Annotated in this window: 14 protein-coding genes and 1 pseudogene; 3 read left to right on the forward strand and 12 right to left on the reverse strand. The window is 41.2% G+C overall.

From position 1 onward, the window contains the following. Positions 1-80: 80 nt before the first annotated feature. From AC58VC_RS06345 to AC58VC_RS06395, 11 genes and pseudogenes are all read right to left on the reverse strand, one after another. Positions 81-599 (reverse strand): GyrI-like domain-containing protein, encoded by a 519-nt coding sequence (locus tag AC58VC_RS06345; protein ID WP_497368001.1) that lies wholly within the window; start codon positions 597-599, stop codon positions 81-83. A gap of 268 nt (positions 600-867) precedes the next feature. Then, on the reverse strand, positions 868-2,607 hold the full coding sequence (locus tag AC58VC_RS06350; RefSeq protein ID WP_497368002.1) for an ABC-F family ATP-binding cassette domain-containing protein: 1,740 nt from the start codon (positions 2,605-2,607) through the stop codon (positions 868-870). A gap of 286 nt (positions 2,608-2,893) precedes the next feature. Continuing rightward, complete coding sequence (gene pepV, locus AC58VC_RS06355; protein ID WP_497368980.1) at positions 2,894-4,300, reverse strand: dipeptidase PepV; 1,407 nt, start codon at positions 4,298-4,300, stop codon at positions 2,894-2,896. Positions 4,301-4,655: 355 nt separating this feature from the next. Beyond that, a complete protein-coding gene (locus AC58VC_RS06360; RefSeq protein WP_497368003.1) occupies positions 4,656-5,252 on the reverse strand; it encodes an isochorismatase family protein in 597 nt (198 codons plus the stop codon). A gap of 191 nt (positions 5,253-5,443) precedes the next feature. Continuing rightward, positions 5,444-6,220: a Cof-type HAD-IIB family hydrolase gene (locus tag AC58VC_RS06365; protein WP_497368004.1), complete on the reverse strand. Its 777-nt coding sequence runs from the start codon at positions 6,218-6,220 to the stop codon at positions 5,444-5,446. 144 nt (positions 6,221-6,364) lie between these two features. After that, positions 6,365-6,850 (reverse strand): 8-oxo-dGTP diphosphatase, encoded by a 486-nt coding sequence (locus AC58VC_RS06370; RefSeq protein WP_497368005.1) that lies wholly within the window; start codon positions 6,848-6,850, stop codon positions 6,365-6,367. 153 nt (positions 6,851-7,003) lie between these two features. Further along, positions 7,004-7,573 carry a YdcF family protein gene (locus AC58VC_RS06375; protein WP_497368006.1) on the reverse strand — a complete coding sequence of 190 codons (570 nt, stop codon included), beginning with the start codon at positions 7,571-7,573 and terminating at the stop codon, positions 7,004-7,006. Between the two features lie 116 nt (positions 7,574-7,689). Continuing rightward, complete coding sequence (locus tag AC58VC_RS06380; RefSeq protein WP_497368007.1) at positions 7,690-8,850, reverse strand: acyltransferase family protein; 1,161 nt, start codon at positions 8,848-8,850, stop codon at positions 7,690-7,692. 159 nt (positions 8,851-9,009) lie between these two features. Continuing rightward, on the reverse strand, positions 9,010-9,462 hold the full coding sequence (locus AC58VC_RS06385) for a VOC family protein (RefSeq protein ID WP_497368008.1): 453 nt from the start codon (positions 9,460-9,462) through the stop codon (positions 9,010-9,012). Positions 9,463-9,650: 188 nt separating this feature from the next. Then, positions 9,651-13,481, reverse strand: a complete 3,831-nt coding sequence (locus AC58VC_RS06390) for a polysaccharide lyase family protein (RefSeq protein ID WP_497368009.1) — start codon at positions 13,479-13,481, stop codon at positions 9,651-9,653. A gap of 180 nt (positions 13,482-13,661) precedes the next feature. Beyond that, positions 13,662-13,757 (reverse strand): annotated as a pseudogene (locus AC58VC_RS06395) (rhamnogalacturonan lyase family protein); the annotation flags it as partial. Positions 13,758-14,157: 400 nt separating this feature from the next. On the opposite strand from AC58VC_RS06395, the gene AC58VC_RS06400 reads away from it, so the two are divergent. Continuing rightward, positions 14,158-14,337 carry an H-type small acid-soluble spore protein gene (locus AC58VC_RS06400; protein ID WP_497368010.1) on the forward strand — a complete coding sequence of 60 codons (180 nt, stop codon included), beginning with the start codon at positions 14,158-14,160 and terminating at the stop codon, positions 14,335-14,337. 155 nt (positions 14,338-14,492) lie between these two features. On the opposite strand, the gene AC58VC_RS06405 is transcribed toward AC58VC_RS06400, so the two are convergent. Continuing rightward, positions 14,493-16,424 (reverse strand): fructose-1,6-bisphosphatase, encoded by a 1,932-nt coding sequence (locus AC58VC_RS06405; protein ID WP_497368011.1) that lies wholly within the window; start codon positions 16,422-16,424, stop codon positions 14,493-14,495. A gap of 379 nt (positions 16,425-16,803) precedes the next feature. Between AC58VC_RS06405 and AC58VC_RS06410 the strand changes: the two genes are divergently transcribed. After that, positions 16,804-16,914, forward strand: a complete 111-nt coding sequence (locus AC58VC_RS06410) for a YjcZ family sporulation protein (RefSeq protein WP_497368012.1) — start codon at positions 16,804-16,806, stop codon at positions 16,912-16,914. Between the two features lie 327 nt (positions 16,915-17,241). Beyond that, positions 17,242-17,352, forward strand: coding sequence for a YjcZ family sporulation protein (locus AC58VC_RS06415; RefSeq protein ID WP_163954161.1), 111 nt, complete (start codon positions 17,242-17,244; stop codon positions 17,350-17,352). The last annotated feature ends 57 nt before the right edge of the window (positions 17,353-17,409 follow it).

Below are 17,409 nucleotides of genomic sequence, written 5' to 3' on the forward strand. Positions count from 1 at the left end.
TCCTCTACTATTGTTAACGGCTGAAAATAAGTCCATTATTCTTGCTTTAGCTTAGATAAGTCGCTTCTTTAACTAAAGTATTAAAGCATCGTCTTTTTTCGCACCGGGTATAACATCGTAAAGTCGAATTTTTCGATTTCCGAATAGGGGATTGTCAGAGCGTTCAAAGGTTCAAGCGGTACCGTCTCCATCCCGAGTACTCCTTCACGCCGATCGATCTCGTAATCTGGCGACTGCTCTAGCCAAGCAAACATTGCATCATATACGTGCCACATGTGTGCCTCGTTCCCATTCACGCGGGCGCTCGCACAGAGACCTCCACTTACATCCAGAGTCTCAATGCCAGCCTGTACATCTCCGAATTCATGAACCGCCAGTCCGACCCACAGCGTATCGACTTGCTTGCTCCATTGCTCCTGAGGAATGAGTACATACGCAGAAGGTACATCAGTGAGTCTCATATCCTTAATAGGCACCTGTGCTCTAAGCTTGCTCCACGCCTCTCGCGTGCCACTCTTGTCAGGTGTCATCCCCGTCCGTACTGCCAAGACCTTGAAGGGCGCTACTTCAACTAAATCAACCTCTATTGTATTCTGCAAAGTCCCCTCTCCTCTCTTCATGTTTACAATGATGAAGACATCCTGTTTATAAATATTCAATATTTTGCAATAAACCCCTTTTTCTAATGAATAAAATGAAGGGCTGCCTCGCGGCAGCCCTTTTAATATTGAACTCACTTTCCACATTCGACAAGCGCCTAGAAATCGTCGCCATCTTGTAATGTAAGCTCTGTCTTATCCATAGATGCTTCCGGACATTTATTAGTCCAGAACCTGGTGTCCAATGTCTCATCATTCACCCCAAGATTTAAAGCAACTTAATCAGCTCTTCTAGCTCATCAACCAATACTTTTGCAAGTTCAAAATTAGCATCTTTTAAAGCCAATTCTATTTTCATTTCAACTGATTTTTTATTTTGTTCAGCTTCTAGATAGTCTTTATCAAAATGACTAGCATAAATCATCTGTCTAAATTTACGCATACTCATTTTTCTAATCGTCTTATCGTCAATGATTAAAACATAATCCATACCATTTACAACCGAATAGAAATCATGAGAAATCATGAGAATCGCACCTTTATAGTCTTCAATGGCTTTCTCCAGTGCTATTTGTGTATAGGTGTCTAAATGGCTTGTCGGTTCATCAAGAAGCAATACGTTAGCTTTACTGGCAGAAACTTTAGCCAATTGAAGCATATTTTTTTCTCCACCAGATAAAGACTCTATCTTTTGATTAACGATCTCTCCTTCAAAGCCATAGTTTGAAATATACGATCTAACCTCATCATACGTTTTAAACCCAGCATCGATGAATTCTTCTAGTATTGTATTAGAATCCTTTAGCACTTCGCCTTGAATCTGAGATAAATAAGCCACTTTAACATCAGCATTTATTTCAATTGAATCATGATTATTTGTAAAGATATCTCGAAGTAAAGTCGTTTTCCCGGTACCGTTTGGACCAATAATGGCTACTTTATCCCTAGATTTTATCTCAAAGTTAACATTGTCTAGAAGCAACTCATCAAACGTAACACTATAATTATTGACACTTACAACAATGGTGTCTTCCATCTCATTTTCAATACCAAAACTAATTTTAGGTTGCTTAATATCAACAAATGGCGCTTTAATTCTACGTGCTTCCAATCTTTCTTGAAACCTAACTCTAGCTTTTAATGCTCTCCCTCTAGATGCTTCTGAATTATACGTTGCGATAGCTCTAAGATTATCAATAATGTTATCGTATCTCTCAATTTCTTCTTTTTCAGCGACTGCAATTTCTTGCAACTCAATTTTTGTCTGAAGTAATGAGAAGTTGTATTCAATATATCGCCCATCAAACTCTTGGATCTCCATGTTTTCAAGGTGTAGAATTTTGTTGAAACAATGATTCAATAGATATCGGTTGTGCGTGACAACTAGCAGCATTCCTTTGTGAGAATTAATCAGATTTTTTAGCGCATTTAGGTTTTCAAAGTCTAAAAATACATCGGGTTCGTCCATAATCATTAAGTCTGGACTACTAAGCATTTCCTTCATCACTTGAATAAGTTTGAATTCCCCACCACTTAGGTCGGATACCCTAAGATCTTTTAGCTTCATGAGGTTTGCTAGATTTAGTTTCTTATTAATGTTGCTTTCAAAATCAGCCCCACCGATTGTATCAAATGTGTCTAATGCTAATTGATACTTTTCTAATAACGCATCCATATCCGATGATGTTTCCATTTCCGTACAAATAGCTGTTATTTCATTTTGTATCTTAATAAATTCTTCCCCTATATATTCAAAAACTGTTGTTTCTTTCGTTTTGTCGAATTGTGGGAATTGACTTACATGCCGAATATTGCAAGTAGGGTCAATTTCTAACTTGCCCTCGAACAAATATCTTTCTGGATCCATCAGTATATCGATCAATGTACTTTTCCCACTGCCACTTGTTCCTATAAAAGCGCAATGTTGTGCCTCTTCAAGCGTGAATGAAATGTTTGTATATAGTTCTTTTTGTGGAAATGAGAAGGATAAGTTTTCAACTTTTATCATAGTGTTACCTTTCTTTATAACTAAAATAGTGACTATTATTAGATGTATTAAAGAGCACAGACTTCGAGTTTACCGTTGTTAGAATAACACTTGTTACCACCAACTTCAATCCATTCACATTAAAGTTGTTCTTTAAATTGAAAAATACAACTTAGAACACTATAAGTTCATTAAGTCTGCGGCTCAATAAGGTTGCCGTTTAGCTAAGCAAAAGAGCTGCCACGCGGCAGCCCTTCACTGTTTAACTATCGTTCAACGTCCCAATCATTTTCTATAGCCCAATGTTTTATATGTGGCTTAATTCATATAATGCTTTAGCGTAGATGGCTGTCGCTTTGATTAAATCATCGATTTCAATAAATTCATCAATTTGGTGAGAGCTATCTACCTTACCAGGGAAAAGCGCACCGAAAGCCACCGCATTTTTCATTAACGACGCATACGTTGCCCCACCCGATGTTAAAAGTGTAGGTTCATCCCCTGTAATTGATTGATAAGCCGATTGCAGTGTTTTAATCATAGGATGATCGGCAGGGAAATAATGTGTAGGGAATTGCCACGCATCAGCAATTGTGAAATGGCAGGTCTCAGCTTTTTTCCTGATCATTTCAATGGTATGTTGGTAAACATTATTTAATGGAAAGCGAATGTTCAACTGAATGGAACCACCATCTGCATGATTGTAATTGAAAATGCCGGCATTAACCGTTAAAGGTCCGAGCACATCTTCACTGTATTCGATTCCCAACTTTTCCCCAAAAGGATCTCTATATAGGCAGTTATCCGCAAATGTGATAAATGATTGGTCACTATCCGCAAAGCTTAATGTGTTTAAGAAATGCAGGCACTCAAGTCCGGCATTCACTCCATTTTGCGGTTCCATACCATGTACGGTTTTACCGTAAAGAGTTAAAGTAATTGTTTCATCGGAGTTGCTGACCTCACCATGTAGTCCCAGTTCCTTACAATATGTTTTAAAACGGTTCACAAGTTCCTCAGGTTGATTCGTTTTAATTTCAGCAGCGACTTGTCCAGGTACCATGTTTCCCCTGTCACCCGAAGAAAAGTTAACTAAAATAGTTCCATGTTTTTCTTCTTCACTGCCACTTAAAGTCAGTTTCACATTAATTTGCCCTTTTTCGGCGTACACTATCGGAAATTCATTATCAGGAGAAAAACCGTAAGTTGGCGCGGGCTCAACGTCAAGATAATGTTTCACACAGCACATACCACTTTCTTCATCTGTGCCATAGATCATACGGATCTTCCTTTTTAAGGGCAGGCCAAGTTCCTTCAATATCTTCAACGCATAAAATGCAGCCATTCCAGGTCCTTTATCATCAATGGTACCGCGGGCATACAGCTTTCCTTCTCGAATAGTTGGCTCATAAGGTGGTGTTGTCCATTCCCCAGGAGCTGGAACCACGTCGACATGGGCAATTACCCCAATATAATCTTCAGACTCTCCCCATTCAGCAAACCCGGCAAAGCCGTCTAAGTTTTTAGTTTTAAAACCCTCATTTTGGGCTAATCCCAAAACATAATCCAATGCTTCGCCAATCTTTTCACCCATTGGATATTCGGGAGTACTCGTTGTTAAATCCTTAACACTCGCAATACGCAATAAGCCTTCCAAGTCCTTTAAAAGATCATCTTTTCTTTTTTCCACCTCTGCCAGCCAATTGATTTCCATGACATCCTCAACACCCTTCTCAATAGTTTTACATTGAAAAGCAGGAAAAATATTGGAAGCCATTCAATATTCCACGATATCTCACCCCGGTTCGATATCAGCCGCGATTCAATTTTAACATATTTCTCCACTAACTAAATCTTACCGGCACTAACATGCTCTCTGAAATGATAACTGGTTCCGAATCCTGAAGTAAATCCCTTTCTGCTACTAGAATAAGCCGTAATAATTAGAGCACATGGTATTGCACGGCAGCGCTCTTAGAGGATCCTGTATTGTGCTATAGTTACCCGATAGCTTAAATAAATTAGTCAAAACGTATTCCTCATTGAAACTCCCTCATCTCATCGTAAGTTTAATATACTCCTTCAACCTCCTCCCAATAGATAGGCTGGCCCCAGAATGGGAAGAGGGTCCCGAAAAGCATCCTCTTCTGTTCCACATTGCCGGAGTATGTGTCAACACCTTCGAACAATACCTTAGCACGATAGCCGCGATAGAACAGCTCTTGCAGCGTACTTAGAACACAGATTTCGAACACCAGTCCAATCAAAACGAGCTCTTGCTTTGAGCTTGGTGGTCCAACTGTTTCGAGCAACCACCTGCTGAAGCCATCCGTCGAGGGATAAGGAACACCCGGGACGCTATCCGCTTTACCCGCTCCTTCACGAATCCAAGTTGGCGACGGCTCGGCTTTCACCCATACAGACGGGTGTTTTATGTCGTTGGGGATGATAGACTCATAACCCCACGTACCGGGAACACATACGGAAGCTCCAGGCTGGCTAATACGATAATCAGATATAATCTCAACAACCGTGTACCTTCGCTCCCGAGCAAACGGGAGTAATGTGTCCTGGATGAATTGCACGCTCGAACGTGGTTGATGTTGTGCACCGCCTTCGGTTGCGAAGTCATTCTGTAAATCAACAGACAGGAAAATAACTGACATAGTGCTGCCTCCCTTAGTGTTTTACATTTCATCCTATTCTGCCCGAGACTTCCATAGTATTTTGTAGGTTGATACTAATTTTCCCTAGTTTATCAGATGAAATAAAGGATTCCACATATTAGTCATATATAATATGTGGAACCCTTATGTTTAACTATCGTTCACAGTTAGTTTAATGATGAATAACTGAATTATATTATTCCGAACTGGGTCAGAGCATAGTGTATACCATCTTCGCTTGCTTTTTTGGTCACGAAATCTGCTTTTTGCTTAAGCATTTTATCACCATTTCCCATAGCAATCCCCAAACCAACAAACTCTAACATATCCAAATCGTTTCCACCATCTCCAAATGCAATTGAATTGCAAACGTCAATTTCGTAATAATCCAACACTCTTTTGATTGCATGCGATTTCGATACAATTTGAGTTTCAAGGACGTTCATTACATAACCGTGGAAACGTACAAACTGAAGTTGCGGAAAGTTAGCTATAAATTTTTCAGCTTCACTATCGTCAGCATACAAGCATATACAGTAAATCTCCTCTGGAAGTGTGTTTAATTTGCTAGGATAATCGACAAGACCAAGGGTCTCTTCTAGAGCATTCCTAACACGTTTCTCTTCTACTCCGATACCATTCATTGAAATTGAATCTGTAAAGTAGGAAATACCTTGTCCGTGTAACTCGGCAAAACTCGACAGTTCATGAACAGTCTTTTGAGATATGACTGACTTATAAATGACTTCTCTTTGGTTTTTCACAAGAGCGCCATTAGATGAGATTAATGTATCAATACCTAGAGAAACTAGTTCTTCACATAAATTATGTGGTCTACCTGTTGCAACTACGACCTTAATGCCTTCTTCATGAAGTCTCTTAATCGCCACTTTTGTACTTTTAGGGATTACTCTATCCACTTCACTGTATATCGTACCATCAACATCAAAAAACACTATTTCGTACATTCTGCGAGAATCCCCCAATTTAAGAAAACAATTTGTTGACTGTTAAGCTCAATCAAAATTACCAGGTAGCATGGAAACGGGAGCCGATCGTATTCAGCTGCCGTTGTTTTATTCTGAACTAACCTTTATATGTTAGCGTAATAACTAACCGAGCAACCTAAGCTTGTCTTTAATCGAGCTATTACTATCCTCATCCCATACGACAGATATTTCAAAAGTTCCCTTTTCGAAAAATAGTGGCAATCTACGTTTAAACCATGACTGCATCGGTAGGTTTATAGCGTCGTCTATATCTACCCAGTGCAACTCACCTTCAGGCGGATTAGATAGTAATTCCCCTTCAAAATTTTTAACCAGATAATTGAAGACCATATATCTGTAATTCGTTTTAGGCACGACATATTCGTCTATTCCTTTGAAAATTAAGTCCTCTGGCTTGGCAATTAGTCCTGTTTCTTCTCTAAGCTCACGAACAGCTCCTTCGGTTAAACTCTCAGGGAAATCAACTTTTCCTCCAGGACCGAGATACCCTGGGAACCCCAGTTTGTCAGGTCGATTTAGTAATAATATCTTATCTTTATCTTGTACTAAGCACATTGTATATAGTCCACACTCATTCTTAATCGACATTTTCTTCCTCCAATAATCTTGTAGTAATTGGTATTTCTATATTGTTATCTACTTTCCTTCAATCCATAGTAAACTCCCGTTAGCTGAGAAAAGGCAACCGATCCATTTGGATCCGGTTGCCTTCTCTTGTTGTTATTAAATTCTCCGTTCTTGTTAGCCAAACAAGCTATTCGATCCCAATTCGTGTATGGCAGGTCTAAAATATTTCCCCACCTTTTCTAGTTCATTCATAACGCACTTTATTTTCTCTTCGTCTTTAAACCAGTTATCTTTTGAAGTCCCTGTTTTGTCTATCACTGGGCTTACATAAAAAACAGTCTCTCTTGGAAAAACAAATTGATACGTTAATAGTGCTCTACGCGCGTGATAATTTTTACAGACTAGAACAACGCGTCGGGGGTGAATTCCTTGTTGTTGCAATACTTCCAGTGAGAAACGTGCATTTTCAAAGGTATTAGTTGCTTTATCTTCTTTAAGTAATGATTCTGAAGGTACTCCTAACGCTACCCCGACATTTTTAAGAAACTCCCATTCGGTTGTTGCTACATGAGGGGTAGTACCACCAGAAGGTAGAATAAATTGAGCGATACCGTTATGGTACAATGTTGCGGCTCTTTCCATTAATTGAGGATGACTTGCTCCTGGAATTAATATAATGTCTGACTGTTCCAACTCCGTTTCGAAAAACATAAAATCACTAATACAATCAAAGGGGAATGACATATGAAGGCCTCCTCAGTATTAACACTTAAGCTTGGCATTTTTGCAACAACCCTTATTTGCTTTCTTATCCCGCTCCGCCGCTAAAAAAAAAGACCATTGGGGTTTTAAAATATAAATTACATTGCGGCTCTTTGCAAATGAGATTTCGGTTCTGTGTATCTTTGAGTAATTTTTTTTCCCGCTTTTATCGCTGGCATTTCGATCCATTTATAAGCTCCTGCACTTACTACAAAGCTAATAGCCATAGATATTACCAATATTGCCGGTATAGCTATAACACCGTGTAAAGTAAATACCAACGTGAACAAAACAACTATGTGATATAAGTACAGACTGTATGAAATTTTCCCAAGGAACGTGAATGGTTTGAGCAAAAGGAACTTAGTAAATCCCTGTGAGGATTGTGATAAGACAATGAATAAGCAGGCTCCGATAACTGTCATCCAATCGTTAATGATGAATTTATGAATGATCTCAACATTAGGTAAGCTCCACGCGTAGGTGTAGAAAAGCAAGGCAATGGCTAGCAAACATCCAAAAACAGCTTTGTTTACTTTTCCAAAGAGGTTAGAGAGTTGATCTTTGTATTTAGCTAAAAGGGCTCCAACAATAAACATCGATGTATAGTACAGAGTCATAAGAATATTCGTTTGATTAGCTGGAGATATCAGAATAACTAATGCATAGGCCACAAGTGAAGTAAATAACGCAATAAGTAGATTTATTTTATATCCAAATTTACGGATAAGCATCATAAGTATAGGGAATATCAGCGATATCCTCATCTCATGAGTCAGCGACCAAATAACAGGATTGTATGCTCTTGTGTCGTAATCACCGATCATGACAAGATGATTTACAATAAGACTCCACAAAAAATTAGATGACCATATTCGATTAAAAAAATCACTTAGGGAGTCGATATTCTGAGTATTGAATAGCGAACTAAACAAAAATGCAATAAATATTGCTACAATGTAGGGTACATAAATCCGGAATATCCTACGTACCACGAATGTTTTGTAATTTTGTTGTTGGTTGTTAAGAAACGGTATGGAAAGAACAAACCCACTTAAGATAAAGAATATAATTACCGCTTCGTGTCCAGCAAAAAAGAAACGCAAAGGTGAATATTTTAAAGCATTTAATATTGGCATGCCCGACTCATTAAATGTATCTGGTTCAAATTTCGGGAAAACGTACAGAAAGTGCTGAAGTAAAACAGTTAACGCCGTAATGCCCCTAATTGAATCCAACTGTCCTAAGCGTTGATTCATCATTCACCCTCCTGTAATCAATTTTTATTACTTGAAACATATTGTATAACAAATTGAATTTAATATGTTTTAAGATTAAACGAAGAACCCACCACCACCACCGATCACTTTAACCTGGTCCCTTGATCACCCGTCCTCTTTCCTACTTTTAAACGTCGCTTATTTATTTCCGAGTTGTTCCGCCAAACCGATGAGAAGTCCTTCATTTCCACGAATGTAGCAGAGCCGATATGAGTCCCCATACTGAACCACTTCCCCAACCAGCTGAGCACCATACTTAGTGAGTCTGGATACCATTTCGTCAATGTCTTCAACAGTGAACATGACGCGTAGATAACCGAGGGCATTTACTGGAGCAGTTCGGTGATCTGATATAGTAGGTGGGGTGAGAAATCGCGAAAGTTCAATTCGGCTGTGGCCATCTGGGGTAACCATCATAGCAATCTCTACACACTGTGAACCCAGCCCGGTTACGCGACCAGCCCATTCACCTTCGACAGTAGCTCGCCCTTCGAGCTTCAAGCCAATCTCCTTGAAGAAAGAGATTGCGTCATCAAGGGATTCTACAACGATGCCAACATTGTCCATTCTTAGTAGTTTGTTTTTTTCCATAGTTTTATCTCCTTATGTGTACAAATTATTACCTGATCATCTTCCTATTTATTCTATCAAGAATTACTAATCCCTTCCAAACGAATGTTACAAAAGTTCATAGACGGCTGCCTTGGTGTCTTTATTCAGCTGGCCGCACAAGGAAGGGGAGGAATCGTATAGACTCCTCCCCCCATTTTAATACGTAATTACTCCAAGATCTTCATCGCAACTGCAGTTAAATCATAGATGTCTATTACACCGTCTTTATTCACGTCAGCGGCTTTAAATTGATTCCAGTCACTGTCAGTCGACTTCTTGCCATACCCGGCTGCCACAACGGCCAAATCTCCGATGGTTACTTTGCCGTCACCGATAACATCTGCAGAAATTCTGGATGATTCGAAGGCGGTAATGGCCAATGTTAAGTTGGTTGCAGCTTGATCGATTTGCTGTTGAGTTACCAAGGGTTGATCGACAACAGCTTGGGCTTGATCGATCACCGTTTGCAGTAGTGCCTTCGACCCGACTACATATTGACCATCGGCACTGCCTTCTACTGCGGCATTAACCTTGGATTGCGCTGAACTAATTAATGTCTTAAGAGCAGCCATATCGACAGGTTTCATTTGTACGTCGAATGTGAAGGCGGATCCCTGTATTTGTAATTCCTGACCCATACTGTTGGCAATGATCACATTCCCAACGGCTACTGCAGCTTTAACTGGTTCAGTGATAGGTTTGGCATTGAATGTAAAACTAACGAAATTGCCATTGGCTGGAGTCACTTGGTCATTAACAAGCGCAGCCGTCAGGAATCTGATATTCCCCGGAGACAGCTCTTTAGACTCAATTACTTCTAAACCTTCCGTCAGTGATTTCGCCTCTACGAATGTCAGTACATTGGGATCGAACTGTATCGTCAGATCTTGCGCATATACTTCTTGATAAACGCTATCGGTCACTGCACGGATATTGAAGCTTAAATCAAATGGCGTACCTGATACAACAGATGCCGGACCGGTTAAAGACGCTGCTGCCGTTTCAGCCCCCGCTTCGTAAACAGCGATGGAATCCAAGTAAGTCGTCATAACTTGACCTGTAGTATCCTCACTCAGAATGACTACGTCAAGGAAAGCAATCGTGCCATCATTCTTTGAGGGATCGTAAACAAAATCCAAAGATTGCTCAACACTTGTAGCTTTATTCTTGTAGGTGACGGTTATCTTCTTAGCCGTCTTATCCACAACTACGGTTACCGTATACCAAGCGAGTTTATCGCTGAATGTAGTATTTTTAACACTTGTGTAATTATTTTTCGGACGGCTGAGTTGCGCGTATGCGCCCAGATTGGTGTTGTGTCTGTTTGTAAGAGCGACCAATATGTCGCCGTTGCCGTCCAATATACGCAGTTCGGCACTTTTGGCAGTGCTATTGTTTCTTGGCGGAGCGGGGTACCAGTCAAATACGACCATCATTTTGTCGTTATCGACAGGTTTAGGTAATGCCTTCCGCATGGAAAGGTTAATCACATTGTTCGCATAAAGCTGAAACTTTTTGCTAGTGTTCCCGGCTATATCGGCATTATCGACCTGTGCGAAGATATGACCTGGTTCCGTTCTGTCAAATCCCCACAGGGTGTCGTCCTCAAAATCGGTGTAATAAAGTCCTTCATAGCCCGCAACCGGAGGTAAGGCACGGGAGAGATTATCCATAGCCTGCTGCAGATTGTCCCTCGCTGCGTAAACCGTATTCTGAGTGGCACCAGTATTAGCCATGACAGCATTGGCTGCGCTCAGAGCCTGTGCAAAATCATTCCAGTGCTCGCGGTTGTAATCGCTTTCATCGAATGCATTAGCCGTTGAGACCAACTCTTTAAGCGTTGTTTTGTTGACGCCGGAGCCATCCGCCACATTTCTGGCGCTGATAGTCAGCAATTCTTTATAGTCGCTTCCTACGTTTTGTGTATCCATTAGCGATATAAAGCCGGCAAGCGCACTGCTAAAGTTAGCGGCGTTATTATCAAGGTAGTTATGGAGCGCAGTAACAGCGGAAGCTGTAATATCGCCCGCTCCTTTCCCGCTATTAACAAGTTGCTTAAGAGAATCAATATTGCCCTGTTCATCTGTTGTCAACATTATGGTATCATACATAACCGAACCCCGGTAAAATGGCGGCGGATTCGTGTCAATAATAAGGTCCCTCGACTTATTCGTAATGGTTATCGTATTTGTGCCATTTGTCAGCAAGCTCGCGTCAAATAGGATATCCTCGCTGAGGTAGCGTCCGCTGCGGTTTGCACTGCGATATATGGTCTGGTCGTTTTTGCCAACGTAGTTCAGCACTTTAACAACGGTTCCGTTGACCTTGATCTCCAGTATCGGCTGATTAGACACCGCAGCAAAGGCAATACGCAGGTGTGCGTCACCCGTATATGCTTTAGTTGAATTAAAATCAATCTTCCATGCACCGGTTTCGGCCCATGGACCAGTGCCAGGCCATGCTCCAAAAGCGTTTGCAGTCGAAGTCCATATATTGGGGCTGGTGCCGACGGTTTCGGTTTTTACCTGAGCGTAATACCAATCTTTTGTAACGCTGGTGTTCACGTTATAGGTTAAGTTCGCGGGGGCGTCGCGCATAAGAGAGTAGTTTCTCTTTTCGTCGCTGCCTCGGAAGCCTACCGTGGAATGGCTGGCCTTGCCAATTTGGAACAGATAGTTGTTGTCTATGGTAGGAGACCAGGTTAAGGTTCCCAGTTCTTTTGTTGTTCCTCCATCGGAAGCTGTCATATTTACGCCTTCATACTCAAGCTGCCCTATTATGGAACCATGCTGTGGGAACACATACAATGAATAGTCCCCTGGCCGCACGTTAGGAATGCTGAAATTACCGTTCGCGTCGGCGTAAGCATAGAAGTAATAGCCATTGACCTGGCGAATTACCTCTACGCCCGGCTCGGAAAGGATCACCATGGCGCCTCCCAAGTCCCTGCCGTCGGAAGTTTTGAGCTTACCTGTAACGGTTGCTCTCTCGTCCGCCTTAGGATACAGTCCTGGAGTATTAGCAGTATCTGTTACGAAATTATAAGGCCACTTTGCTTTTTCCTCAGCCGCTTGCCTCTTAGCGTCGGCTATAAGGTCGCCACCGTCGACGGAGGCAGTATCATTAAAATAAATCAGCCATGGGCCGTGAATCTTCTGCCAGCCGTTAGGCGGGTCCATATTAGCGCCGCCCATGTGGCCGCCTGTAAAGTAGTTAAGGATCAATGCATCATCTCCGTGTACCAGCAATTCCTGTTTTAACGGCCCGCCGGAGAAGTACTCGGAGCTGGCATTAATCATCCAGGCACCGTAATTGTTGCCGTAGTGGCCTACAAGAGGATTCTCGGCGTGATAACCCACAAAATCGTACTTGGAGTAAATCGTGTCTGAATTAGGATCCTTCCATGTAGTATCCTGAACAACCGGCTTCCAGGTAGGTATTATTTGGTTCATTTCGCTATTATAGCCATTGGGAAGGAGATTGTGGCTAAAACCATACAGCGTGCGCACTTCCGCCGCTCCGCCCCTTTGTTCCGGTGTTGAAAGGATTACATAGTCATATAGACCATTGACACCCCTGCGCATGACAAAATGTCGCTCCGCCTTGAACCTTTGAGTGGCAGCCGTATAGGCATATGTCAAAGCTATATGTACCTCGTCCGTAGTATCGAGAACAGCCGTCACTTTTGTTACGGTAAAGCTGTCTATGTTATTAGTAATCGTGAACGGATAACTAGGTGCCGATAGTGATGCACTGCCGTTAATTTTAACATTATTTATTTGTCCGTTAGTAGTCGATATATCCATCGATAATGTACCGTTGCTAAGCCTCCACGTGTTGGCAATGCCGGGACTTTTATTCAGCACAACATCATTATTCAATACAGCTGCAACCGTTTCCTCAGCCTCTCCTTCTGCCGCCAATGCCGAAAACTGGACGAGGGCAAATGTCAAAACAATCGCCAATAATAGCGCGAAAGACAGCCTCAACTTAACCATATTTTTTATCCTCCTAAAATTATAGTATACTGCCGAAAGGTCAAGGCACTTAAACTGAATTCCGCGAGTTTAACTAGTTCGTGTGGATTTTTATTGTGTAAACGCTTCCAATTTTCGTTGCTAATCAACAATCGTTGTATCTCCTAGCCATGGTTAGTAGAGATCGAGGATGGTCGATAGCGAGTTATCTTTAGAGTTGCTTAGATCCCACTTGACGATCAATTCATACTGTTTGTCTCCATCCAGATCACCAACACTCATATCGTTTGCGCTGTAGATATTAGCTTCGATCGAAGCCATCCCGACCTTGGCCGCCAATTTCCAAATCTTCCTCCTCCTCCTCTGGTTCAATAATGTAACTAATGGATATTACATCTCTACTTAACGATACGTTATGTATCGATGTAAAGCTAGTTTAAATATCATACCTTTTTGTTCAAAAATCAGAGGTGATACAAGCCCGAACCATATCGATTTAAATTTCATAGTAATAGATTATAGGACTTGAAGGGGGAATCTCCATGCTTGTTAAAATTTTGAATCGTTATCGCGGGAAATTAATTACACGGTAAATTTATGTCCTGATATCCTCTTATGGAGTAATACAAACTAATAATTCAATCTATTTGAGGGCATGCTAAGACCGTCTGTACATTTACCTTTAAGGAGATTTGACGTGAAAAAATCCAGAGCACTTGAAATCGCCGCATCCCAGAAAATGGCGAATGTGACTTTTAATGAAGTTCCAATTTACATTCAAACTGTTGATGAAAAAAATGATACGGCGATGATCTATACGCTCGATCAGCCGGAACTGGAGCAAGAAGTCCCTCTTATCAATTTAATTGAGCATTAAAATAGGCTTTTTTTAGCTAGGGCGTTTTCACGAAAACGAGAACATTATCCCGTTCAAAAAACAAAATGGGATCTGCCGAGAAGCAGATCCTAAACTATAGTTCTTCCGTTAGTTACGTAACGCGGCTGTACAATTTGTTTCATTTAGCGATTGTTTCATTTCATGTAGCGATATTCCAGGAGATTCTTCAAATTTGAGATTTTCTGCAGCAGCTTCTCCCCGACATTGGTTTCCCTCACCAGCTTCCGCTCCAGTTCTTTGTCCACCAGCCTCTTTACAGACAATACATCCGTTCCGTTACATAACACATCTTCCTTTGAAATAAATTTCTGATGGGCAACGAGCTGCATGCCAAAGGAATTATACAACAAGGTATATCCGGCGATACCCGTTGTGGATTGATAGGCTTTGGAAAACCCGCCGTCAATGACAACCAATTTCCCGTTTGCTTTAACGGGGTTCTCTCCACGAATTTCTTTCACTGGCGTATGGCCGTTAATGATATGTCCATAATCCGGATTCATATCAAACTCCAGCAGGATTTTCCGGCAGATCTCCTCTTTTTCACGCAAATGGTAATAAGGGTTCTTTCTCTCCTTATAGGCATCTTTATCTTGGATAAAGTACCGTTCAAAGGTGGTCATTTCTCTCTTTCCAAAGAGCGAGGAACATTCCCCTGTCCAGATGTACCATACCATATCCGTAGCCAGATCATCGGTCTCTTCCGGATGCGCAAAGGCGTAACGTAAATAATATTCAAAAACATCGAGCAGCTTACGGCCCGAATACGTCTTGTCTTCAATCTGCATTTCTTCCAAGTTTCCTTCTTCATCCAAAGGAATACAGCCGTGAAATAACAAATTCCCGTTGTATTTTAGATAAAGGCTGCCCTTTTTCATAAAAAAATTCATATGTCTAGCCAGCTTTTCGGAATGCTGAACGGAGAACAGCAGTTTTTCCATCACCTGCTGTTCTTCCTCCAGCAATTTTCCAGGCTGCAGCGGATCTACGGTTGAGAAACAGGTGTTTTCCAGCGGGTAAGTTTTTCCGCCGATCCTAATTTCAGTTTTGTCGTAATCGATTTGCTCAAGCAAAAGCCTTTCAGACATATTAAAATATGGGCGTCTCTTGATAATAGGGATTTCAAGCTTAAACTGGATCATGGCAATGGCTTGATGAATTTTGGTAATCTGCAGGATTTCCTGCTCCGACCCGTTATGGTCGTTCTGCAGCTTCGGTCTAAAGACTAGATTGTCATTATAGTATTTCTCCGCCAAGTTCAGCAGTGGCCGAAGATTGATTCCATATACGTCTTCGATGATGTCCAGATTGTCGTATCTGGCGCAGATCCGGATAATATTCGCAAGGCAGACCAGGGAACCCGCATAGGCGCCTATCCACAGGACATCATGGTTCCCCCACTGAATATCTACGGAATGGTAGTTGATTAGCGTGTCCATAATTTTATCGGGGTCCGGCCCGCGGTCATAGATATCTCCGACCACATGAAGATGGTCAACCACCAGGCGCTGGGTCGTATAAGCAAGTCCGATAATGAGCTTGTCCGCCTGACCCAAGGAAATAATTTGCCGGTATATTTCCTCATAATAAGGGTCCTTATTGTTGGTCGAATCCGTCTTGTATAGAAGTTCTTCTACAAAATATACAAAATGCTCCGGCAGTGCTTTACGCAATTTCGAGCGCGTATATTTGGAAGAGGCAAACGAAATGAGCTTAAGCATTTGTTCAATCGTTTGTCTGTACCATTGATTCAAGGCTTGTTTATTGCACAGTTCTCCTTTCACCAGCTGTATTTTTTCTTCCGGATAATAAACTAACGCCGTAAAATCATTGATTTCATGATCCGTCCAAACCTCACGGAACAAAGCTTTGATTTTCTCTTTTACGGTACCCGAACCGTTTCTTAGTACATGCTGAAAAGCTTGGAACTCTCCATGCAAATCACTGACAAAATGCTCAGTTCCCTTGGGAAGATTGGAGACCGCTTCAAGGTTGATGATTTCTGTTACAACTTTTTCTTCCGTATCATAATTCTGGGCCAATAAATCTAGAAACTGCGCATCCAAAACAGATGTCCCCCTTCAAGGAAATGTGGTGATGTATATGAGGTTTAATTATAACTGAAATTTCCCACGCTATCCTGCCAAATCGTTGAGCAGCTAAAGTGTAAAAGCCCTCGATAGTCCATTACGGACTCGAGGGCTTGCGGAACGTTTGTAAGATCTAGCTTTTGCTTAACCTGATTACCGATATTTCCATACCATGAATTAAAATACCCTATAAATATCTATTTTATGCGATGTTCGACCCTAGACCATCCGAAATATTCATAATAAATACCCAATTATTTCTAATATTTAATTTGGTTCAAACGTCCAATCAATCACTAATAAACGAACATAATTTATACCGTAGTGATAAATCACCAGAAGGGAATGAGTACACATGGGAGCAGTAGGTTGTGGTGGAAGTTGTGCAGGTTACGGTTCAAGCGCAGCAGCTATTTTGGTTCTTTTTATTCTTTTGGTTATCATCACGTCAGCTTTTGTATGGTAATTCCTTAACCAACACAAAAAACAATGAGAAAAAGCGGCCGCGAAATAACATGCGAGCCGTTTTTTCTCGTTGTTTTTTATCATAAAAAAAGTCACCCCTCATCTTAATCTCAGGGTGACTTTTTTATGGTAAATGAAGGTGAAATATAAGATGAGTGGTGTGACGGGTTAAAATATAATATTCAAGTTTACAACTTATGCGTGGGCACATAGTGGGAATCTGTGGTTACTTTTCTATAGTCAAATCGGGACATACGTCCAATCACACACTACTTATCGAACATATCTTATACCGTAGTGACAAATCACCAGAAGGGAATGAGTACACATGGGAGCAGTTGGTTATGGTGCAAGTTGTGCAGGATACGGTTCGAGCGCAGCAGCTATTTTGGTTCTCTTTATTCTTTTGGTAATCATCACATCAGCTTTTGTATGGTAATTTCTTAAATCCAACACAAAGAATAACAAGAAGAAACGGCCGCGAGATAACATGCGT

Source organism: Paenibacillus sp. J22R67 (assembly GCF_059692175.1).